The following is a 22,363-nucleotide window of genomic DNA, read 5'->3' on the forward strand; positions in this document are numbered from 1 at the left end:
CGGTTTGCACACTATCGCCTCGCGGGTTCCTGCAGCCCTCGCCGATCGAATGTCCGGCTCGGGGGAGGAACGTGGCTAATGGAGGGGGCGGCGATGCCGTGAATGCCCCATTGCCGGTTAGTGATTGTTGCCTTTCGCCCTGCGAAAGAACGCCCCATAAAGCTAGTTTTGCAGGGGAAATGCGGATCGATTCGTGGCGTTTTGCCGGTCTATCCAAGCTCTGGCAAGCGTGGCGACGTGATGGTCGTCGCTACCGTCGCCTGACGGCGTTCCGCGGAACGTGCAATTCGCTCGTTTTGCTTCCGGTAATTCGCAATAACCCAAGGTTAGGACGTCGAATTCGCCCAGGATCGGGTGCCCGTTTGCGAACGATCGACCGCTTTTGAGGGCAGTCGAGTTTCCCGGCCGGGGGTTTCTACGACCGATTTATTCGCAACGTCAACACATTGATTCATCGTGCCCGGTTCAAGTGGTTCAGCCGCAAGGGCCTCCGCAGCCGCCGATCTGTCCGCAAATAATTTACGTCGAGCCCCTTTGCGACGTTGGTGGTCGCGCCAGGCAAAAAAGACCAGTGCCACCAAGTAGACTCCGCAGAATGCGACAATTCCCCACAGCAGGACAATCGTGAATCGGTTCACCACGTCACCGTTTAAAAGGCGTGTCGACTGATAAACCAAACGCAGGCCGCCGGCGGTAAGGCCAATCGCAGCGACCAATCCTGCCACCAACATCCACGCTTTGCGGCGGTGCGGGTTTAAAGAGACGATTCCGCAAAAAACGAGAGGAATCCCCAGCATCATTGGGAAAAATGCGGTCGCCAGTTTCTCTGTCGTGCCGACCATGCCGTAAACGGTGAGGCTACAAAGCGCAAGTCCGAAGATAACCGAGAGCTGTGGCATACCCATTCGCATCCGTTTTGCAGCTATTTTGGCGGTAAGGTGAAAGGCGGGGCCGTTAAAACGACAAAAACATTGTGACACTCGAGACCAATTTGTGCGAGCCGAAATCGACTATTTTGATCGTTTGACGATATATCGGCTCCTTGATTTCCCTTGTCTTGCTGATTGTGCTGTTTAGGGGAGCGTTTCATCTTGCCTTGTCGCAAGGCAAATTGCTGGAAATCGTCGGAACATGCACCGGTAACGCGACTTCGGCTACCGTTGTTGTTTATCATACCTACAGCGAAATCACCTGGTACTCCTTCGTTTCCTTCCATTGTTCGCAAAGCCTGTCTCCATGCTTCCGATAATCCAGCGAGCCTTTCTACCTGGACTCGTTCAACGTGCCAGTTTGTCAGCGGCGGTTGCACTTCTGATGCTGACGATTGCCGGACGGGAATTCCCTGTCCAGGCGGTTCAAGCGACCGAGCCGGTTTTCACGCCGGATTCGCTTGACCACTCCGCCCGTTGGCCTCAGTTTCGTGGCGCGTGCGACAATATTGCCGACCCGGACGTAACGACTGAACTACCGCTTGAATGGTCCGAAACCAAAAACGTGCTGTGGAAACTGGAAACAAAAGAGAAGGGGTGGTCCTCACCGGTCGTCTGGGACGGGCGTGCTTGGTTCACCGAAGCGACTGCGGACGGGACCGAAATGTTTGCCATTTGTGTGGATCTGGATACAGGATCGGTCGTCTGGCGGCGGAAAATTTTTCAAAACGAAGCGGACGAAGTTCGCGAAATTCACCTGATGAACGGCTACGCGTCGCCGACGCCCGTGGTGGATGGCAACCGCGTTTGGGTGACCTTTGGTAGTTACGGGACCGCTTGTTTGGCGGCCGATTCTGGTGAGTCGATTTGGGAGCGACGCGATCTTCCCTGCAACCACTTCCGAGGCCCAGGCAGTTCGCCGTTGCTGAAAGATGGGCGTTTATATCTGCATTACGACGGCTTTGATTTTCAGTATGTCGTCGCGTTCGATGCGCTCACTGGCAAGACGCTTTGGAAAAGCGACCGCGATGTCGAATACGGCACGGACAATGGCGACCATATGAAAGCCTATTGCACGCCTCTGCTGATTCAGGTGGACGGCAAAGAACAATTGATCAGTCCAACCAGTAAAGCGGTTCTCGCCTACGACCCCATCACTGGTGAAGAAATTTGGCGAGTGCGGTTCAAAGAATTTTCGGCGACGGCGCAACCTCTGTTTGATGGGGAAACGCTCTATATCAACACGGGCTTCGGGAAGGCTCAGTTGATTGCGATCGATCCAACGGGCAAGGGGGACGTAACCAAAACCCATCAGGTTTGGGTCCAACCCAAAGGGGTCGGTTCCAAGCCAACGCCTTTGCTGTACGAAGGACGCATCTACAACATTCACGATTCGGGTATCGCCACCTGCATGGATGCAAAAGACGGCAGCGTGATTTGGACCGAGCGTCTAAGAGGCAAATTTTCAGCCTCACCGCTGCTGGCAGCCGGCCGCTTGTACTGGTTTGATCACGATGGAACGGGCTATGTCACGAAGCCAGGGGATAAGTTCGAACTGTTGGCTGAAAACAAATTGGACGACGGTTGCATGGCATCGCCCGTTCCCGTTGGTAACTATTTGCTCGTTCGCACACGATCGGCGTTGTATCTTTTGGGAGAGAAATAACTGAGGATTGCGGGCAGCAGGAGGACGTCGGCGAAGAGTGCGGCCAACAACGTCAGGCATCCCATCACACCAAATAACCGTGCATCACGAGCATCGCCGACGACTGCGGTCAGCATCCCTGCCACCAAAACCAACGTTGTCATTAGCAACGCGGAACCAACGCCGGTGAAGGCTCGTTCGATAACCGCTTGATGGTCGCCTCCGCGTCGCTGCTCAAGCTGGTAGCGCGTCAAGAAATGGATGCTGTCGTCGACAGCAATTCCCAAGCAAATGGTAAAGACACAGACCGTTACCAATTCAAGATGCTGGCCGAAAATGAAGAGGATCGCTCCGGTTGCAACCAGTGGAAACAGGTTCGGGATGATCGAAATCAGACCGATACGGATCGAGCGGTAAACAAGCGTCAAAACAAGCCAGATGACGATGCTGGCGGTCCCCAAACTGTTGGCCAAATCATTGACGATTTGATAGACGTTGCGCCATCGCCGTGGCGCGTTACCTGTCAGTTCAAACTGCAGCATTGGGTACTGTTGCTGCAGGCTGGCTAGAGTCGATTCGATGTTCGTGAAAGCACCGCTATAAGCGGCGATGCCTCTGTCTTGGACTCGGAAACTGGTCGCTGCAAATGCTTCATTAGGGCGATAGAACGCTCGTTTGATCGATGGCGGAAGCAGCGTCAACAACGTCATCCGTTCGGCCGCGGGCCCGTCTCCGGGGAGCGCGGCCAAAACCTGTGGCAGGCCCAGCGGATTCCCAAGCAATGGTTCGCTTTGAAGGACGGCATCGATTTCCTGCAACGCGGGCAATAGCTCGTCGGGCGTTTCCGGCCCTTGCCAGCGGACTTCGATGTTTCCAAATTCCAATCCGCCAAGGGAACGGTCTAGGTGTCGCATGCCTATCGCCGCTTCGCCCGAATCGCTCAGCCCGCTATAGCGTTTTTCATCCGGTTGAAGCTGCAAAGTTAACAGCCCCAGTCCTGCGGTCGCGAAAATCGCAAAAGCGGTAATCGCTCGGTCGTGGCGAAGAACATACCGCACCAATGGGCTTAAATAACGTATTTGGCCGTCGATTGGCCCGGCACCAATCCCGATGTGCAGTCTGCGTCCCAGCGGCGATCGACATCCCAGCGGAGTCATGGTTAGTACGCTGACCAACGTCAGGCCGACGCCAAGTACACAGCACCACCCAAATTCTCGCACGATTTCATGATGCGCCCAGCCAAGCGAAACAAAACCGATCGCGGTAGTCAAACTGGTCAGCACGCACGCCAACCCAACATGAGCCACCCCTTGTCGTGTCGCTTCGCTTGTCGTTCGACCTTGGGATTTGCGCGTGCGGATTTCCACCATCAGGTGGACTGCATCGGTTAACCCGACCAAGCTGATCAAAACGGGCACGATAATGTCGTTGAACGGATTGTTTTGCAAATCAAAGAAATGCAGGAACCCCATCGTCCAAAAAACGCCCATCGCTGGCGCTGTGGCGACGATGACGACCGCTGATAATCCTCGAAATAGAATTAGGGCGGCGATCAACATGATCGCGTACCCAATGATTTGGTACTGCTGGGCGTTCTTGACGTGGTTGGAAGCCATCATCAAGTGTAGGGGGACACGGCCGGTGACCAGGACGTTTGCCTGGACCGATTTGAATTCTGCAATCGCATGTTCTGCACATTCGCGTAGATCTGAAGTGACGGCTGCGTCGGTGCTAACGTGAAACCAGTCAATCCGTATCTGCATGACGATCGTGTTGCCGTCGGCGGAAATGAATTGTCCAACGGCCAGTGGATTGTCCAGGATCGCTTTGGCAGCGGTGGTCAGCCGTCGTTGCGATGCATGCGGACCCGGCAGCAAAGTTCCCGACAAACCAAAAAGGTTGAAATTGGGAACATTGTCCAGCCAGAGTACGCTTTCGACCTGCGGTAATTGTTCCAGGTCGTGGGCAACGCGCCGCAGTGCAGCAAGCCCTTCGGGCGTGAAGAAATCTTCGGTTTCGACGACCAGCAAACATTCTCCGCCGCCGAACTCAAAGGCCTCTGTGTTCGTGACATCAGGTTCCGTGCGATTTGAATTCACGGAAGGTTGGCGGTTGGAAACCAAACGAACGGAAGGCGCCCCGAAAGGACTGACCGATGCCGGGGTGGGGTGAAAGAGGTCGGTGACCAATGTTGGCTGGGTGTATCCCACGATGGCAAGGGCCGACAGCAACAGCATGACGGCCAGCTGCAAACCGGGGCGGTCGGCCCAGGCTAATAGCAAGCGTTCGCTGATAGGTGTTTTCGGTTCGCCTTGCTTCTCTTCCGGTTCGGCTTCACTCATCGCCGCGCCGCCGCGGCTTGTTCAATCTCGTTTTGGTCAAGGCGATCATCATCATTCAGGTCGAATTTTCGGAATCCGAAACGTTGAAAGGCCAGCGGCGTTTCTTCGGGGACGACGATACCGTCTCCGTTGCCATCAAATTTTTTCAGGAAATCGAACGTTGCTTGCTTCGTCTGTTTTTGCTGGAGTGCCTGTTGTTGCATCGCCTGAGCGTCGGGTGGAGGGTTTGATCGGCGCCGCGATGCACGGGGCGCGATCGGAGTGGCGATGTCCAGGTAGGCGAGCGACATTTCTTCCCATGTCTGGTCTCCCCAGGTGACGTATTCGTCGGGAGCGGGATTGTTCGGATTTCCGGCTGAATTATCGAACTGGACACTCATTTCCAAGCGTTCGATTTCGTCTAATTGGAGAGGGGAAACGAATTGGTAGGTATGTTGCCAATTGAAGTCGTATTCGGGAACCGATAACAGCGTCTGATTTTCGTTTGATTTTGTCTGCACATCCATGCGAAACGATCGACCGCGTAGGTGCATGTGAGGCGTCACCGACAGCAGTTCGCTGCCGGGCGAGAATCCGCTAAGTTGCATCGGTACTTCGAACGCAGGATTTCGAGGGGGAATTTCAAATTCATGATCGATGACCAATCGAGTCGAAACCTGATATTCAACCTCTTGGTCCGACGCATACCAGACTCCCATTTTCGATAGGTCCGTCGTCGCGGTTCCGTTGGGGGTATAGTGCATTTGGAACACTAGTTTGGAACCCGCTTGCACGCGACGTGCGTAGCCGGAAGGTAGTTTTCGGGTTCGTTGTCCAGGGACATATCCGCCCAACCAACCGACTCCTGACATCCCCGATCCATCCGGCGGCCGTACAAACACGATCGCATGGTGGACCACCGTCGAATCGCCTGGAATGACCTGAGCCGCGGTCACCCAGCGGTCGGTGGTCCAGCCCGGATCGACAACAAAATATTGGTATTCGATCACGCCATCGGCGGGAACCGAAAACGGGCGGGAACGCATTTCCCACTGTTCGTCAGGAAGCGATGTCAGGTGCCAAGGGGCAGCCGAAGCAGCTTGCTCGCGAATCGGCTGGTTGGATTGTTCGTTTTCAGAGGAATGGTTGGAAGCGTCTTGAGCGATATCGGCGTCGTTGCGAATTCCTTCCGGCATTCCCGCTTCGATCCAGTCAGCGATGATTTGCCGATCGGCATCGGGGACGCGGCGAGCCCCTACGAATTCGCCGAAGCGGGGATCCGCATGCCATGGGGGCATCCGTCCGTTTTCAATCACTTCTAGCGTCATATCGGCCCAGCCGGCTACCTCGTCATAATCGATCAACGCCATCGGACCGATCTCGCCCTCGCGGTGGCATTCGACGCAGTGCTTGTTTAGCAGCGGAGCAACGTCGGTCCAGTACGTCGGTCCCTTTCCGTCCGTTGATCGATGGCGGTCGCTGCGGTGGTACGTGATCAGGCAACCAACCCCTTCGGTTTCGGGAACGGCGATCGGCTGCCCCATGTCCAACGCGACCAATGCGTCGTGTAGTTCATGCTTGGTTGGTTTGGCACGCCGAAGGCCCGGTTCGTACTGATCATCGATTCGTCCTTGGTAAACGACGTTTAGGTCACCACTAAGGACAAACACTTGAGGCGTCCTGACCGCACCGAACAGTTTTGCCAAACGCTGATCGACATCCTTGATCAGTGGGAAGAGGATCTTGGTTTCTTGTTGGTAAGCTTGGATTTCTGCCGGGGAGTCCTGGCGATTGCTGTCGACGCCAAGAAACTGAAAACCGGAATCTTCAAATTGGTCTGCCAACCGTTGCAACCGTGGTGCGTAAAGTCTTGCGAGTGGGCATTCGGTTCCAAGAAAGCAAAGCACAATCGGTCGGTTCGGCTGCCATTCAATCGGATCGCCGTTGACGGTCCGCGCGGGAAACGATTCCAGAGTGACCGAAGGGCTGGCAGGATTGCTGACTGGGCCTAGGTCAGGCGGTGCAGCGACGACTGGCGATCGGCGATTGGGAACGGCCGATAGCGACAAAGCGATGACGACCAATGCGGTCCAAGATTTAGTCCAGCAGTTCATGAAATCCATTTGCCTATGACGAACTGTATATGGCGATGACCAATGCCCCGATCAGTAACAAACAGATTGCAAGCATCAGGCTGATCAGTTTGATTCGTTTCTGTTTGCGTTTACTTCGTATGACGCCCGGTTGGTTGTCTCCTTGGAACTCCGCCGTTGGTTCGTTCACAACGATACGCGTCGGCGGGACCGCAACCACCGGGGCCGCTGGGATGCCAGGAATGTTCGCGGGAGGGATCGGCGGAGTCGCGACGCTTAGTTCAGGCAACACCTCTTCCGCCGACCGCCACTGAGCCCAGCCATCGCGCCAGAGCAAGGAGCTGGAACCAACGCGGCCCTGTTCGATCCACTCGCACAGGAGGTCTCCTCCAGCGGGCCCATACTGACCACCGGAACTGGGGCGAACATACCAGATTGCGTCAGGAGCCGAATCCAATTGAGCAAATCGACGTGCGACGGACGTCGCTGTTTCTTGTGTCGGAGCGGGTACCGGATCGATGGTGTTTGAAGATTCGTCGGAGGCGGCGGCTGGTTCCGGAAAGGATGGGGCTTCAGCCGGCAAATCGGGTTGCTCGGGCGTTGGTGGCTCGGCAGGATCCGTACTCGGAGGCGCGTTCGTGCTCGGAGAAGTGCTTGTATTCGGAGACGTGCTCGTGCTCGTGCTCGTGCTCGGATTAGGATTAGGATTAGGATTAGGATTAGGATTAGGATTAGGATTAGGATTAGGATTAGGATTAGGATTAGGATTAGGATTAGGATTAGGATTAGGATTAGCTGCGACTTTGGCAGCCGCTGGTTGGTTGGCGGCCGGTTTGGTTTTGGGGGTCGCAGCTGCGCGGTTCTCCTCGGTTTCCAGAGGTAATGACCACTCGGAATCTTCCAAGGGGATTCGCATACGCACCCCGCACTTGGGGCACTTACCGCGCTTCCCAGCGAGTTCCGATTTGATATTCAGTCGCTTATGACAAGCGTGGCAGGCGAAACGAACTCCCATCGGTCTGATTTGGTCCTAGCGGTATTGGTCGTGGCATGCGGTGCAGGATTGGCTAACAGCCCCGACGGCTGCACGAACCGCCGCTGCATCGTTCTTTTCAAGCCCCGTGCGGATGCTTAGTGCGGATTTGACCATTTCTTGGGCTAGTTTTTGGTATTCCTCGTCTTCGGCGTCTGCCAAGCCTTCACGAGTCATCACGTTACCCACCATCGCGATCAATTCTGCATTCTTACGCAATTTGTCTTTGTTTTCGGTGACCGATTTTGCGTCATTCGAGTTCGGTTGCAGCTCATCATAAAGGGCTCGGTCAAGAAACTCCATAAGAGGCGTTCGGTCAACGATCATCGACCAATCATTTTCCGGTTCCGCTTCGCGGCTGTTCAGTCCGCTCCCGCCAACAAGGTCTTGGAGATCGGTTTTGCGGAGTTTTGCTTCGTTGTAGACCTGCACGGAACCTGCCTTGCAGTTAAACGCGGTGCGGGCCATTAAATCACGGGCTGCTGCGCTTTCGTCTTTCCAGCGGACCTCGCCGTCGTATTCGGCAATGACGGCGAAAAGCGTAGCCAGCATCGACAGATCATTTCGGGCGTCCTGATACCCTCCGCTCTTAAAAGGGCCTGGCGAGGTAATCACTGCATCGAAACGGAGCTTTGTTGATTTGATCTCGTCTTCTAACGAAACGGCACTAATTAGCTTTTCCCAGCCCTGCCCCGATTCGTCGTCTTGGCCCGCTGGTTTGTCCGCACTGTTGGCTGCGGCGGTCGCTTTGGCAATGGCCGCCCCCCGTAGTTCGGGCGCACTGGGCCGCGTTGGCTGGACGGCAGAAGAAAGATCCGAATAGAAAACGCTATCCAAGCGGGCGTTGTCAAAAGAGGGAGGCCTCGCCCGCTTTTCACCCGCTAACAACGGAATTCCGGCGAAAAGGACCAATAAGCACGTCGCTCCTTGCCAGATTCCTTTTGCTTGACCACCCGCCGATTTGGATTTCGGTCGCCTGGGAGATTGGATTTGCATACGCACCTGTCCTGCTGCGGTTACTTTTACTTTATACACCTGGAAATGTTCCTCCTTCTATTCTAACCGACCTGGATGCGAATATTAAGCTTGATTCTGCGAACGTAGGATCGTGATCGTCGGGCGTTCCAGCGACGTTAGGAATCGTTTACCCTAGACGCGTCGGTTTTGGACCTTTCACGGTAAAGAAGTGAGTATTAAGCGTGCGTGTTGTCATTCTGGAAGATTCGGTTGTTGCCAGTCGGTGGGCGGCAAATTTCATCGCTGAGCAGATTCGTCGTAAGCCGACTTCGGTTTTGGGGTTAGCTACCGGCGGAACCCCCGTTCGGTGCTACGATCAACTCATCCAGTTCCACAAGAACGATCAGTTGGATTTTTCGCAAATCCAAACGTTCAACTTGGATGAATACCTAGGTCTGCCCCCCGAGGACAGCAACAGTTACCGCCGGTTCATGCAAGAGAATTTTTTCGATCACGTCAACGTGGTCCCTGCTAGAACGCATGTGCCGGATGGGATGGCTAAAGACATCGATTCGCATTGCCAAGAATATGAACGTCGGATCAAAGAGAGTGGCGGGATCGATTTGCAGTTGCTGGGAATCGGTAGCGACGGACATATCGCGTTCAACGAACCGGGATCGTCATTGGCCAGTCGGACTCGTCTGAAATCTTTGGCCATGGAAACCGTGCAGGATAACGCCCGCTTCTTTGGCAGCGAGGAGAAAGTTCCCCGGTTGGCGATCACGATGGGTGTCGGCACGATCATGGAATCTCGCCAGTGTTTGCTGTTGGCAACCGGCGCGAACAAGGCGACCGCCGTCCGTGAAGCGATCGAAGGTCCGGTCACCGCAAAGGTCACCGCGTCGGCGTTGCAAATGCATCCCGCCACCATCGCGGTGTTGGATGAAGCGGCCGCTGCGGAATTGGAATATGCCGATTACTACCGCGAAGCCGAAGTGTTGCGATTAACACTCGCTTCTTAGGATTGTGCTTTAAACGAATTCAAAGCCACTGACGGATGGAATGATGCGGAAATTTGGGACCCTTGCTAATCAAGAATTGGCACAGAAGTTGACAGACTATTTGCTGATTCAGCAGATCGTTGTATCCGCAGAAGAATCGAGTCAGGGGACTTGGGATATGTGGGTGCGCGACGAAGACAAACTTCCTATCGCTCGCGGCGTGATGGATCGTTTTCTCAGCGACCCCAATGCGGCAGAATTTCAACAGGCAAGTCAACAAGCGAAACAGATTCGCAAACTGCAGGCGGCCGAAGCACAGCGAAGAGCGAAACTGGTGCGTAAAATGCCTCAGGGGGCGGGACCTGGTATGTTCCTCAGTCGTCCCATCCCGGTAACCATCGGCGTGATCGTGATCGCGATCATCGCGTCTTTGTTAACCAAGTTCGGGGAAATACGCGGTGGACTGGCCTATCGAATTGTCGATGGGAATGTGGTCGTCCAGGACGAACCTTTTGGGCTGAAACTGTATCGAGCGATGATGATGGTCGATCCGCTTGACTATCGGTACACCGATAACAAAGACCCGCTTGCTGAAATTCGCAAAGGACAGGTCTGGCGCCTGATCACTCCGATCTTCTTGCACGGCAGTATCATGCACTTGGCGTTTAATATGCTGGCCATGTATTCGTTGGGGGGGATTATCGAACGCTTGCATGGTTCGTGGGTGCTGCTGTTGCTGACGTTGGGGACCGGCGCGATAGCCTCGTTGGTGCAGGCGTTTACTCCGGCGGCCTTGGGTGGGTCTCCCATTGCATTGGGAGCGTCTGGAGCCATTTTTGGATTGTTCGGGTACCTTTGGGTGCGCCCGATGCTGGAACCGATGTTTCCGATCCGCATCCCGCAGTCGAGTGTCGTCATGATCATGGGCTGGATGTTTTTGTGCATGACTCCGATTATTCCAAACGTCGCCAATGCGGCTCACGTTGGCGGGTTACTTGCAGGGATCGCCGTGGTGCCACTGGCGATTAAATTCTGGCCCGTCCGGTGAATCGCATCCGTGCTTGGTTCCTCGGTCCCGCAGGTGTTTACCAGGTCCTTCGGCTCGCCCTGCCTTTGATTATCAGTACCGGGACCTTGTCCTTGGTCTTGTTTATTGATCGTACTTTGCTGCTGCGGTACGAGGGGGCGGCGATGAGTGCGGCGATGGCCGCAGGGAATCTGTACTGGACTCTGGTCTGTCTTCCTTTTGGATTGGTGTCGATGACCGGCGCCTTTGTTGCCCAGTACGTCGGCAGCAATCAACGGCACCAAGTTGGCAAGCTCCTTTGGCAGTCGATCTGGTTTGCGTTGGCAACCGTCCCGCTGTTCATCGCCCTTGCGATCTTTACCCCCTGGTTTTTTGAAGTCACGGGACAGCCGCCCGAACTGTTGCGTTTGGAAACGATCTACATGCGGATCCTTTTGATTGGAGCGGTGGGGTCGGTGATTGAAATGGCGCTCAGTGGTTTTTTCAGCGGCATCGAAAAAACTCAGACGGTCATGTGGGTCAGCATCCTTTCTGCAATCCTGAATATCGTTCTGGATGTGGTTCTAATCTTTGGTTGGGGGCCGGTTCCTGAAATGGGAATCGTCGGGGCGGGGATCGCCAGTGCCATCTCGTTTTGGTTTAAAGCGATCCTGTTTGCGGGGCTGATTTGGTTTCAGGCGGATGACAAAATCTACGCATTCCGCAGCGGTTGCGTGCTGGATCTGCCTCGGCTGGGACGTTTGCTCTATTACGGGCTACCCGCTGGATTGCAGTTTGTGGTCGAAGGGGGCGGGTTCACTCTGATCGTGCTGAAGATAGGAGCGCTGGGGGATATTTCGCTTCGAGCCACCACGATGGCGGTTAATTTCAACATGATCGCGTTCATTCCGCTGATCGGATTGTCGGTCGCTACCTCCGTCTTGGTCGGCAGACATTTGACCGAATCCGGGCCGGCGTTGGCTCAGCGAGCCGTCGCAAGTGCGCTGTCGATCGCGGTGCTTTATTCAGCGACGTGGGCCAGTTGTTACCTCCTGTTTCCCGATCAGTTGCTGCTGCTGTATCGCTTGCTGGAAATGGATTCCGATTCCGAAGCCGCAATAAAATTGGCGCGTGGACTGCTGGGCTTTGTTGCCATGTACGTCCTCTTTGATGCGATTCAGTTAATCCTTGCCGGTGCCTTGCGTGGCGCAGGTGACACCTGGTTCGTTTTGGTCGGCACCGGAATCTGTTCGCTTTCGGCGATCCTGTTGGGGTCCTATTTCCAGCCCGAAAGTGGGCTGCTGAATTGGTGGTGGTGGGTGATTACCGGCTGGGTTTGGATGTTGGCAATGGTCATGATCCTCCGCTTCTTGCAGGGACGTTGGCGGTCGATGGATATGGTCGGCAAAAACGATCCGATTCCGCCGGTGGAACTGTAATCCTCGTACGGCATAGCCTCTTTGAAGAAAGTGGATGTTGCAATTGTGAATGCGTTTGAATCCCTCACCGGTTGTTTCAGTGCTCGCTGGATTTTGCCGATGATGGCTCCGCTATTAAAAGAGGGCTGGATCCGCGTCGAAGCAGGCCGAATCGTGGAACGGGCATCTGGAAATCGACCTGACGATTGCCGGGATTTAGGGGACTGTGCACTGATTCCCGGTTTGGTCAATTGTCACACCCATCTTGAATTTTCCGATTTTGAAAAACCGCTGGGGCGCCCGGGAATCGAATTGGCTGACTGGATAGGCGAGGTTGTGCGGTCGCGGCAGCAAGCGAATGTGCAATCGGCGACGCCTGATTCATCCATGCCCGATTCACCCACGCCCGCTTCGCCCACGCCTGAATCACCCACCTCAATCGTGTTGCGGCGGCAGCAATCGATCGCTGCCGGGCTGCGGGAATCGTATGCGGGAGGAGTCCGTTTGGTGGGCGAAATTGTCACTTTTCCGTGGCTGACTGAATTGCCGGAAGAGCCGATTCCTGAGGTGATCGGGTTTGCGGAGACGTTGGGATTGTCGCCTGAAAGGTCGGCCGCCACTTTGCAGGCAGCCGTTGAATGGTTTGATTCGGAGGACCGTCCGATCGCTGAAGGGATCAGTCCGCATGCGCCTTATTCGACTCAGCTTAATCTGGTTACCACGGCTGCGATGTATTCGCTTTTTCGTCAGATCCCGCTTGCCATGCATCTTGCTGAAAGTCCCGCAGAACGCGAATTGCTTGAATCGGGGACCGGCCCCTTTCGCGAAGCCTTGGAAAGGTTGGGCGTCTGGCGGGAAGGGCTTTTTCCGCAACCAAAGGGGATTTTGGGGCTGCTGGAAATCATCGCCACCGCCTCCCGTTTTTTGTTGATTCACGGCAATGATTTGAACGCGAAAGAAATCGCGTTCCTCGCGGATCAAGATCATGGAAGCGTGGTCTATTGCCCTCGAACCCATGCCTATTTTCAGCATGCCGTGCACCCATTGCCAGCTTTGCTAGAGGCCGGCGTACGCGTCGGATTGGGGACCGATTCAAGAGCCAGTAATCCGGATCTGCGGCTATGGTCGGAAATTCAGTCGGTCCATAAAACCTTCCCGCAGGTGCCGCCCGAAACGATTTTGCGAATGGCTACACAGTGGGGGGCCGAAGCACTTGGGAGGCAGGATTGCGGGCGGCTGACGGACGGTGCAAAGCCAGGAATCTTGCGGGTGGACGTTTCTGCGGCGACGGAGCCGGAACTCTGGGGGAAACTGCTGGACGCACCGGAACCCCGTTGGCTTATTTCTTGACGGGGGCATTCTGGACCGTTCGCTTTGATACAATGGACGGATGAGCTCTGGCACGGAGATTGCTCCAACTTTGTGGTGAACAATCGTATTCGGTGGGATCGATCGACCAGGTCTTTCCTATTCTTGATTTCAGTTGCAACTGCAAGCCGTGGATGCCCGCGGTAAGAGCGACACCTACTTGCCTATTCTGTGGAAAATAACAGCCGTGAAATCTTTGCACACCTTTGTTGGTCTCGGGGAAGTTCTTTGGGACGTTTTTCCAACAGGTCCGCGATTTGGAGGGGCTCCCGCCAATTTTTGTTGCAGTGTGGCAAGCCTGCTGAATGATCAGGCGGAGGTTTGGATGGTCAGTGCCGTTGGCGACGATGACCTGGGCGAACGAGCCATCCGATCATTGCAAGAGAACGGCGTCGGCACGAAGTACATGCAGGTGGCACCTCAGGCGACCGGCAGAGTCGATATTGAGCTGGATGATTCGGGCATCGCCACCTACGAATTTGCCGAGGATTCTGCGTGGGATCACCTTCGCTGGAATCCAGATCTTCAGCGGCTGGCCAGTCGTACCGATGCGGTTTGTTTTGGCACATTGGGGCAGCGGAACGAAGCGACGAAACAAGTCATCCGTCGATTTCTTGCGGGGGTTCCTGAAACGGCATTAAAAGTCTTTGACATCAATTTGCGGCCTCCGTTTTTTAGTGACGAAGTCATCGAGCATTCGTTGCAGCTGTGCAACGTCCTTAAATTGAACGATTCGGAACTCCCGGTTTTACGGAAGCAGTACCAGCTTCCCGATTCTGCAGAGCAAGCGATTCGGACGTTGGCCGACCGATTTGATCTGAGCTGTGTCGTCTATACCTGCGGTGCTGACGGGGCCGCCTGCTTGCGAGACGATCGGTACACAACGGTTTCCAGTGAACCGGTAGAGGTTATCGATACGGTGGGGGCCGGAGACGCATTTACCGCCGCATTTGTCGCCGGGTTACTTGCAAACACAGGCACCGAAGCATTGCTCCGAAAAGCAAGTCGAGTCGCCGCCTATGTGTGCTCGCAACCAGGAGCCACCCCAAAGGGAATTCTACTGTAGCGAAACGATGGGACAATCATCAATTAAAAGTAGGCCGGATCAAAGAGCGACAGCGATACCGCTCCGACGCTCATTTTCGCAGTAAAAGTAGGCCGGATCAAAGAGCGACAGCGATACCGCTCCGGCGCTCACTAACCACCCCACGACAACGAGTCCCACTTCGCAGTAAAAGTAGGCCGGATCAAAGAGCGACAGCGATACCGCTCCGGCGCTCACTAACTTCGCCGTAAAAGTAGGCCGGATCAAAGAGCGACAGCGATGCCGCTCCGGCGCTCACTAACCAACCCACCGAAGCCCGAATCGTCCGCGATTGCTCTTCGGTCCAACTTGCTCGCGGCATGAACTTTTAAACACGCGGATTTGTCTCCGACGTCCTTCCTGCAGGCGGTCGACCGAACAGGCAGCCTGGAGGGGCTTTGAATGGTTTCATGCTGGCGGCGTTATGGCTTACAACTGGTAAGCCATGATCTTGTCATTTTCTCGCAGGTACAGCTTGCCATTAGAAATGACCGGATGCGCCCAGCTTTTGCCCTCTTGAAATTCAGGCATGAACGAATCGACGACGTCGTATTTCTCCGGATTGGCTTTGATCAAGATCACGTGTCCGCTTTCACGGCGAAGGACGAAATGCCCATCCGCATAAATCATGCTTGTTTCGCCTTTCCCTTCGGCTCGTTCTGGGCCCCAGGCGATTTCGCCGTCTCGGACATTCAAGCAGATCGGTAACCCGTTGCCATTGCCATGCCCGCAGTAAATGTAGCCATCGTGGTAAGTCATCCCACCATGCTTATTCTGGAATTCGCGGCCGTCCAACCAGTAGACTTCTTCGGTCTTAAACTGGTCTGCTCCATCTTTTCCATCTTTGAGCAATTTCAGCAACGCGGCTCCGGTGTTGTATCCGGTGCTGGTAAAGACGTAATCGCCTGCAACCAGCGGCGTTGGGATATTGGCCGTCGTGTTGGCGACTCGATCGTACTGCCACAGCAGTTTTCCCGTTTCCGCATGGATGCCGACTAGGCCGGGGCCGATCAGTTGGACGTATTGACGGATTCCGCCGGCGTTCGAAATCACTACCGATGAGTAGCCCGCACCATCGTTGGTTTTTTTAGCTGAGCTCTCTCGATCCAGTTCGCTTCCTTCACAGGCCCAGATCGACTCGCCCGTTTTCTTGTTCAGGGCGACGACCAGTCCTCCTGCGCCACCCGGAGTGCAGATCACTTTATCGCCATCGACCAGCGGTGATTCACTGAATCCCCAGCCGCTCATCATTTTGCCGTTCCAGTCAGAGAATGGGCGGCTCCAAACTTCCTTGCCATCGGCGGCTTGCAGGCAGACGATACGTCCATCGCTGGGGACGACATACAGTAAATCTCCGTCGACCGTTGGCGTGCTGCGGCTGCCGTCGTAACCATGTTTGGGAGGTTTGTCGGTGACCGAGGTTTTCCAAACGCGTTTACCACTTTCGGTGTCGAAGCAGGTTACAGCTTGCCCGTCATCGAAATTCCCGGTGGTGTAAAGGTGTTTGCCGACCACGCTAACTCCCGCGTAGCCACTACCGGCTCCGGATTCCATCCAGACCAGCGGAGGCCCTGCGTCGGTCCAGGTTTTAAAGAGTCCCGTTTCATTGGAACGATTGGATCGCTCAGGGCCTCGCCATTGCGACCAGTCTTCTGCGGTGGCAAGTCCTGAAAATGCGATACAACAGCAGGCAATGCCAAATGATCGAACAAAGGTCATGAGAAATCCTAAGAGGGCAATGGAGAGTTCTCGGGTACAGCACCCGCTCCGAAAATTATACCAATTCCGTTAGCCGATGCTGCGCAGGCCGTCGACTTAGTGATTGTCGCCTTTTGTTCCGAGAAAGAACGCTCCCTTAAAGCTATTTTCGCGGGGGCGTGAAACCAATAAGTGACGGTTTCGGAGCAGGTTGCTGATGTGCGGCAAGGCTTCAAAGATCCCTCGCTGACGCAGCGGGCTGGGATTCCGGGAGCTTAACGTCCCCTGTTTGTTTTCGCCGGGGGGGAGCCCAGAAACGGAACTGTTTCGGCAGCCTGCAGGTTCAAAGCGTCGGCGCAGGGGGGGGCCAGAGTGAGCGGGACGGAAGCGATCCGGTGCGATTCGGAGCCAGACTTTCGTCATGTATAAATTTCAGGTTTCGAGTGAAGGTCGTCAATCCTCCTCCGTTTCCGAATGCCGATGCGATCGGGGAGGGGCACAGCAGGCATGCGTTGTTTTGAAATAGGGACACGCTGACGCGATCTTTTTAGGATCGGGAAAAGCTGGTTTGATGTCGGCGAGCGTGCTTAGGCTCGCGCGATCACCCGGAGGTTTGCTCTCCTTTCGGTTGCCAATCGGTCCAGCGGGCTGACAATTTCCAGTCGCTTCGGATCGGGGACGTGCGTGTAGATCTCCGTTGTCTTGACATCGCTGTGCCCCAGTAGACGTTGGATTTTGCGAATGTCCGTTCCGCTATGCAGCAAGTGCGTGGCGAAACAATGGCGAAAAGTGTGGCTGGTCACATGTTTTAGGATCCCCGCGGATTCCACCGCGTGACGTAGGTGCCTCGGAAACGTGTCGGAGTGCAGATGGTGGCGGTGCATGTGACCTGTTCGAGGATCGCGTGCCATGCGCTGCGACACGAATAGATATTGCCAACGCAGTTGCCTGTGTGCGGACGGATACTTTGTTGCTAACGCATGCGGCAGCCATACCGACGCAACCCCTTCAGCTAGATCGTGTTCGTGCAGGACTCGTCTGGAATTGACCCAGCGCTTTAGCGGTTCCAGTAATTCCTGGGGCATCGGGACGATACGGCTTTTACCTCCCTTGGATTGATGGATTTCGATCAAGCGGTTTTCGAAATCCAGATCTTTCAAACGCAGACGCAAGACTTCGCTGATTCGCATCCCGCACCCATACAGCAATTGAGCGATGGCTAGGTGGACACCGGCAAGTCCCTCCAGCACGCGATCCACTTCTGGTGGGCTTAGAACGGTCGGTATTTGTTTTCCTTTATTCGCACGGATCGCTTCGATTTGCCCCATTTCTCGCTTCAGCACCAGGGTGAAGAATTTTAGCAAAGCGTGGAACGCTCCGTTCTGCGTGGACGGAGCGACATTGCCATCGACGGCAAGGTCCGTCAGATGGGCTTCAACATCGGCGGAGGTAATGCGTTTAAAGTCGGCCAAGCACGTCAGCCCGCGTTCGTGCATAAACGTCTTCAGCTTGGCGACATAGGAGCGTTCGGTATTCAGGGCCAGTCCGTCCTTGCGAACGGCTCGTCGAAATGCTTGGATCGCGTCGGGCTCATTGGGATTGATCTTCCCGACAGCCTCTTCGATCGAATCGTAGCCCCCATCGCGAGCCCGCTCGATCTGAATGATTTCTACCATTTTCGACTGCAATGGTTTGAGGTCATCCGCCGATTGTTGCTGGACTCGTCGGCGGTAGAAGATTAGGCCATCGATGATTCTCATCCTTTTCCAAGCCGGTACCGACGCATCCCGCTTTGTCCGCAAGAAAGAAATCACGTCATCCGCCGTAAAACTCCAGTTCGGTTGGTCCTGGCGACGATGGAAGCGAGCAAGCTGTTGGTACCAGGTACAAGCCCATTTCAGATCCGTTTTCTCCCTAGCCGACTTCGTAAACATCTCCACGACATCGCCCTCGCAGTAGCCGAATTTCGACAATCAGCGGAAGAGGCCCACGCCATTGCCGACGCTTGAACAAGAAAACCAGCAAGAAATCCATTCCGCTGCTCGTACGTTCAGCATAGAGGATAGGAACGTGTGTCCACCAGTCCTCCTGGTTTTTATGGATTGACCAGAAAAGGGGGGGCTAAAACTTGCTACGAGCGAGTCAAGCGGGCATAATCAGGCCTCGGCGGCAGTCACAAGCAGTGAGAACAAGTAAGCAACCGACGAGAATAAGTCACTTCAAGAAGACTTATTCTCACCGCCAAACCCAGAACAACACCCTAAAACCACATATTCTCACCCGGTACGTCCGGTAAGAAACATAGTTGCACTGGCCTAACGGGGTTTTTCTTCGGGCGTTTATTTGATTGACGGATTCGTGATGGCAGTCACACTTCAATCGATATTCCAGCAGCACTTCGACGCTTTTGCTGAGAGGCATCGTCTCTCACGCGACATGTTTCGTGCGGCTTGGGCGGTACGCCACTGCCGGACCCGTGAGCTCGGTGGCCACGTCAACAGCTGCCCTGACGGTCACTTCCACCAGATCGCGTACAACTCGTGCCGGCACCGCAGTTGTCCGCAGTGCGGTTGGCTGCCCAAAGAGCAATGGCTCGCCGGTTGGCGGACGCGGTTGCTTCCCTGTCCCCATCATCACATCATCTTCACCGTCCCTCATTCGCTGAACGATCTCTGGCGATTTAACAAGGCCGCATTCGCCGACACGTTGTTTGCCGCTGCCTCGCAGACGCTGAGCGAACTGCTCGGTGACGTTAAGTTCCTCGGCGGCCGTGTTGGCGTTCTGGCGGCCCTGCACACGTGGAACCAGGAGCTGAAATCGCACGTCCACTTGCACACGATCGTGACGGCCGGTGGTCTCGATGGCGACGGACAATGGCGGAAGCCCGTGAAAAAGTGCTTGTTGCCGCGGAAGGTGTTGATGATCAAGTTTCGGGGTAAGTTCAAGGCGATGCTCCGCGAGAAGCTTCGGCAGGGACGGATGAAGCTGCCGCCTGGCATGACTGGCGATGCTTTCGAACGTTTACTGAGGGAACTGACTGCGGTTCCCTGGAACGTTAAGGTCTTCGACGCCTATCGAAACGGTGTCAGTGTGGCGACGTATCTGGCTCGCTACATCAAAGGGGGACCGATCGGGAATTCACGCTTACTCTCGCTGAAGAACGGACGTGTTGTGTTCCGGTATCGCTTGCCGCATCGTCGCGGAGGGGATGGGAAGAGGCAGGCCAAGATGGACCTTCCGGTCGATACGTTTATCGGTCGCTGGCTGCAGCATGTGCCGCCGAGGCGTTTTCAGACGGTGCGTGGCTATGGGCTGTACTGCGGAAATCAGCACTCGCGTTGGGAGTGTGCCGCCGAAACGCTGGGTGTTCGTGTTGACGTTAACGCCGGAGACGATTTGTCGGTTGAGGAGATTCGCGATTGGCAGGATTGGTGCGAAGCGGCAGGGATGAGCGATGTGTGTCGTTGTCCGAAGTGCAATAAGCGGTTGGTCAGTCATCACGAATTCGCGTCGGGTCGCGGACCGCCGGTGGGAGCTTTGCCGTATCGCCAGAGCGTCAAGCAAGGCAATGTTGCAGGAGGCATGATTGCATGAGCGAGCAACGGATAGCGTATGTCACCGACGTCACCGAAGGTGCGGGATCGCCTCACCGGAAGGCTGTCGGAGGCAAGTGTCACGCTCCCCGAATTCACTGTACATCGCTGAAGCGGCCTGGTAAAATCCTAAGCTTACGATCTGCAGTGGCAAGCCATCGTCCATAGCAATGGCCCGGCCAGAGCAACCAAGACGTTGCACCAGACTTCGGCGTCAGGCGTTTTTGTAAGCCAATGTCCATCCGCCGAAGCAGGTGAACTTAAACGTTGCACTGGCCTAACGGGGTTTTTCTTCGGGCGTTTATTTGATTGACGGATTCGTGATGGCAGTCACACTTCAATCGATATTCCAGCAGCACTTCGACGCTTTTGCTGAGAGGCATCGTCTCTCACGCGACATGTTTCGTGCGGCTTGGGCGGTACGCCACTGCCGGACCCGTGAGCTCGGTGGCCACGTCAACAGCTGCCCTGACGGTCACTTCCACCAGATCGCGTACAACTCGTGCCGGCACCGCAGTTGTCCGCAGTGCGGTTGGCTGCCCAAAGAGCAATGGCTCGCCGGTTGGCGGACGCGGTTGCTTCCCTGTCCCCATCATCACATCATCTTCACCGTCCCTCATTCGCTGAACGATCTCTGGCGATTTAACAAGGCCGCATTCGCCGACACGTTGTTTGCCGCTGCCTCGCAGACGCTGAGCGAACTGCTCGGTGACGTTAAGTTCCTCGGCGGCCGTGTTGGCGTTCTGGCGGCCCTGCACACGTGGAACCAGGAGCTGAAATCGCACGTCCACTTGCACACGATCGTGACGGCCGGTGGTCTCGATGGCGACGGACAATGGCGGAAGCCCGTGAAAAAGTGCTTGTTGCCGCGGAAGGTGTTGATGATCAAGTTTCGGGGTAAGTTCAAGGCGATGCTCCGCGAGAAGCTTCGGCAGGGACGGATGAAGCTGCCGCCTGGCATGACTGGCGATGCTTTCGAACGTTTACTGAGGGAACTGACTGCGGTTCCCTGGAACGTTAAGGTCTTCGACGCCTATCGAAACGGTGTCAGTGTGGCGACGTATCTGGCTCGCTACATCAAAGGGGGACCGATCGGGAATTCACGCTTACTCTCGCTGAAGAACGGACGTGTTGTGTTCCGGTATCGCTTGCCGCATCGTCGCGGAGGGGATGGGAAGAGGCAGGCCAAGATGGACCTTCCGGTCGATACGTTTATCGGTCGCTGGCTGCAGCATGTGCCGCCGAGGCGTTTTCAGACGGTGCGTGGCTATGGGCTGTACTGCGGAAATCAGCACTCGCGTTGGGAGTGTGCCGCCGAAGCGCTGGGTGTTCGTGTTGACGTTAACGCCGGAGACGATTTGTCGGTTGAGGAGATTCGCGATTGGCAGGATTGGTGCGAAGCGGCAGGGATGAGCGATGTGTGTCGTTGTCCGAAGTGCAATAAGCGGTTGGTCAGTCATCACGAATTCGCGTCGGGTCGCGGACCGCCGGTGGGAGCTTTGCCGTATCGCCAGAGCGTCAAGCAAGGCAATGTTGCAGGAGGCATGATTGCATGAGCGAGCAACGGATAGCGTATGTCACCGACGTCACCGAAGGTGCGGGATCGCCTCACCGGAAGGCTGTCGGAGGCAAGTGTCACGCTCCCCGAATTCACTGTACATCGCTGAAGCGGCCTGGTAAAATCCTAAGCTTACGATCTGCAGTGGCAAGCCATCGTCCATAGCAATGGCCCGGCCAGAGCAACCAAGACGTTGCACCAGACTTCGGCGTCAGACGTTTTTGTAAGCCAATGTCCATCCGCCGAAGCAGGTGAACTTAAACGTTGAACTTAAACGTTCTGCTGTCGAACCGACCGCATCTGTTCGGTCAATGCCCATGCCCGGATGCTCGCAGTCAACGTTCCGGTACGTCGCCAATACTCGAACCCAACGCCCGGCGATTCTGTCGATGCGCTTTCGATGCCAATGCCCAAAGTGGCTGACGTTGCTCGGTCGATAGCCAATGCTGTCTCTGCCTGTCGATGCGCGACGATAGTTGCTCGGCCCTGCACTGGTCAGGTACAATCGGCTGGTGACTCGGCCGGGTTGGCAAATCCAAGGTTTGCACCCCAACCCGCGTCGCAGAACCAAACAATTCACACCGAGCGGCGAAGTCTGGTGTTTCGAAGTTGAAAATCTCTCGTCGCCGCCGGGTGATTGTCGCCGTTACCCGACTGTA

15 protein-coding genes are annotated in these 22,363 nt (G+C 55.5%); 8 read left to right on the forward strand and 7 right to left on the reverse strand.

All coding sequences use genetic code 11. The features are described 5' to 3' along the window. Positions 1–326 precede the first annotated feature (326 nt). On the reverse strand, positions 327–905 hold the full coding sequence (locus FF011L_RS10810; protein ID WP_218933131.1) for a hypothetical protein: 579 nt from the start codon (positions 903–905) through the stop codon (positions 327–329). A 331-nt stretch (positions 906–1,236) separates the two neighbouring features. Between FF011L_RS10810 and FF011L_RS10815 the strand changes: the two genes are divergently transcribed. Continuing rightward, positions 1,237–2,595: a PQQ-binding-like beta-propeller repeat protein gene (locus FF011L_RS10815; protein ID WP_145351687.1), complete on the forward strand. Its 1,359-nt coding sequence runs from the start codon at positions 1,237–1,239 to the stop codon at positions 2,593–2,595. On the opposite strand, the gene FF011L_RS10820 is transcribed toward FF011L_RS10815, so the two are convergent. From FF011L_RS10820 to FF011L_RS10835, 4 genes are all read right to left on the reverse strand, one after another. Continuing rightward, a complete protein-coding gene (locus FF011L_RS10820; RefSeq protein ID WP_145351688.1) occupies positions 2,544–4,916 on the reverse strand; it encodes an efflux RND transporter permease subunit in 2,373 nt (790 codons plus the stop codon). The genes FF011L_RS10815 and FF011L_RS10820 overlap by 52 nt on opposite strands. Continuing rightward, a complete protein-coding gene (locus FF011L_RS10825; RefSeq protein ID WP_218933132.1) occupies positions 4,913–7,009 on the reverse strand; it encodes a redoxin domain-containing protein in 2,097 nt (698 codons plus the stop codon). Before FF011L_RS10825 ends, FF011L_RS10820 begins: the two co-directional genes overlap by 4 nt. A 13-nt stretch (positions 7,010–7,022) precedes the next feature. Continuing rightward, on the reverse strand, positions 7,023–7,571 hold the full coding sequence (locus tag FF011L_RS26260) for a DUF4339 domain-containing protein (protein WP_218933133.1): 549 nt from the start codon (positions 7,569–7,571) through the stop codon (positions 7,023–7,025). Between the two features lie 447 nt (positions 7,572–8,018). Continuing rightward, positions 8,019–9,056, reverse strand: a complete 1,038-nt coding sequence (locus tag FF011L_RS10835) for a cytochrome c (protein WP_246109861.1) — start codon at positions 9,054–9,056, stop codon at positions 8,019–8,021. A 164-nt stretch (positions 9,057–9,220) separates the two neighbouring features. On the opposite strand from FF011L_RS10835, the gene nagB reads away from it, so the two are divergent. The 5 genes from nagB to FF011L_RS10860 all read left to right on the forward strand — a co-directional run bounded on the left by nagB (position 9,221) and on the right by FF011L_RS10860 (position 14,837). Continuing rightward, positions 9,221–10,000, forward strand: a complete 780-nt coding sequence (gene nagB / locus FF011L_RS10840) for a glucosamine-6-phosphate deaminase (protein ID WP_145351691.1) — start codon at positions 9,221–9,223, stop codon at positions 9,998–10,000. A 43-nt stretch (positions 10,001–10,043) separates the two neighbouring features. After that, positions 10,044–11,027, forward strand: coding sequence for a rhomboid family intramembrane serine protease (locus FF011L_RS10845; protein WP_218933134.1), 984 nt, complete (start codon positions 10,044–10,046; stop codon positions 11,025–11,027). Then, on the forward strand, positions 11,024–12,424 hold the full coding sequence (locus tag FF011L_RS10850; RefSeq protein WP_246109862.1) for an MATE family efflux transporter: 1,401 nt from the start codon (positions 11,024–11,026) through the stop codon (positions 12,422–12,424). Before FF011L_RS10845 ends, FF011L_RS10850 begins: the two co-directional genes overlap by 4 nt. 30 nt (positions 12,425–12,454) lie before the next feature. Further along, complete coding sequence (locus FF011L_RS10855) at positions 12,455–13,753, forward strand: amidohydrolase family protein (RefSeq protein WP_145351693.1); 1,299 nt, start codon at positions 12,455–12,457, stop codon at positions 13,751–13,753. Positions 13,754–13,958: 205 nt separating this feature from the next. Further along, positions 13,959–14,837: a carbohydrate kinase family protein gene (locus FF011L_RS10860; protein WP_218933135.1), complete on the forward strand. Its 879-nt coding sequence runs from the start codon at positions 13,959–13,961 to the stop codon at positions 14,835–14,837. A gap of 447 nt (positions 14,838–15,284) precedes the next feature. On the opposite strand, the gene FF011L_RS10865 is transcribed toward FF011L_RS10860, so the two are convergent. Together FF011L_RS10865 and FF011L_RS10870 are read right to left on the reverse strand one after the other, a co-directional pair. Next, positions 15,285–16,574: a PQQ-binding-like beta-propeller repeat protein gene (locus FF011L_RS10865; RefSeq protein ID WP_145351695.1), complete on the reverse strand. Its 1,290-nt coding sequence runs from the start codon at positions 16,572–16,574 to the stop codon at positions 15,285–15,287. Between the two features lie 566 nt (positions 16,575–17,140). Then, the gene (locus FF011L_RS10870) at positions 17,141–18,487 is read right to left on the reverse strand and encodes an integron integrase (RefSeq protein WP_246109863.1); all 1,347 of its coding nucleotides are present in this window, start codon (positions 18,485–18,487) and stop codon (positions 17,141–17,143) included. 427 nt (positions 18,488–18,914) lie between these two features. Between FF011L_RS10870 and FF011L_RS10875 the strand changes: the two genes are divergently transcribed. Continuing rightward, positions 18,915–20,147 carry an IS91 family transposase gene (locus FF011L_RS10875; RefSeq protein ID WP_246109864.1) on the forward strand — a complete coding sequence of 411 codons (1,233 nt, stop codon included), beginning with the start codon at positions 18,915–18,917 and terminating at the stop codon, positions 20,145–20,147. A gap of 322 nt (positions 20,148–20,469) precedes the next feature. Then, complete coding sequence (locus FF011L_RS10880) at positions 20,470–21,702, forward strand: IS91 family transposase (RefSeq protein ID WP_246109865.1); 1,233 nt, start codon at positions 20,470–20,472, stop codon at positions 21,700–21,702. Positions 21,703–22,363: the final 661 nt, after the last annotated feature.

Source organism: Roseimaritima multifibrata, from assembly GCF_007741495.1.
GTDB lineage: Bacteria > Planctomycetota > Planctomycetia > Pirellulales > Pirellulaceae > Roseimaritima > Roseimaritima multifibrata.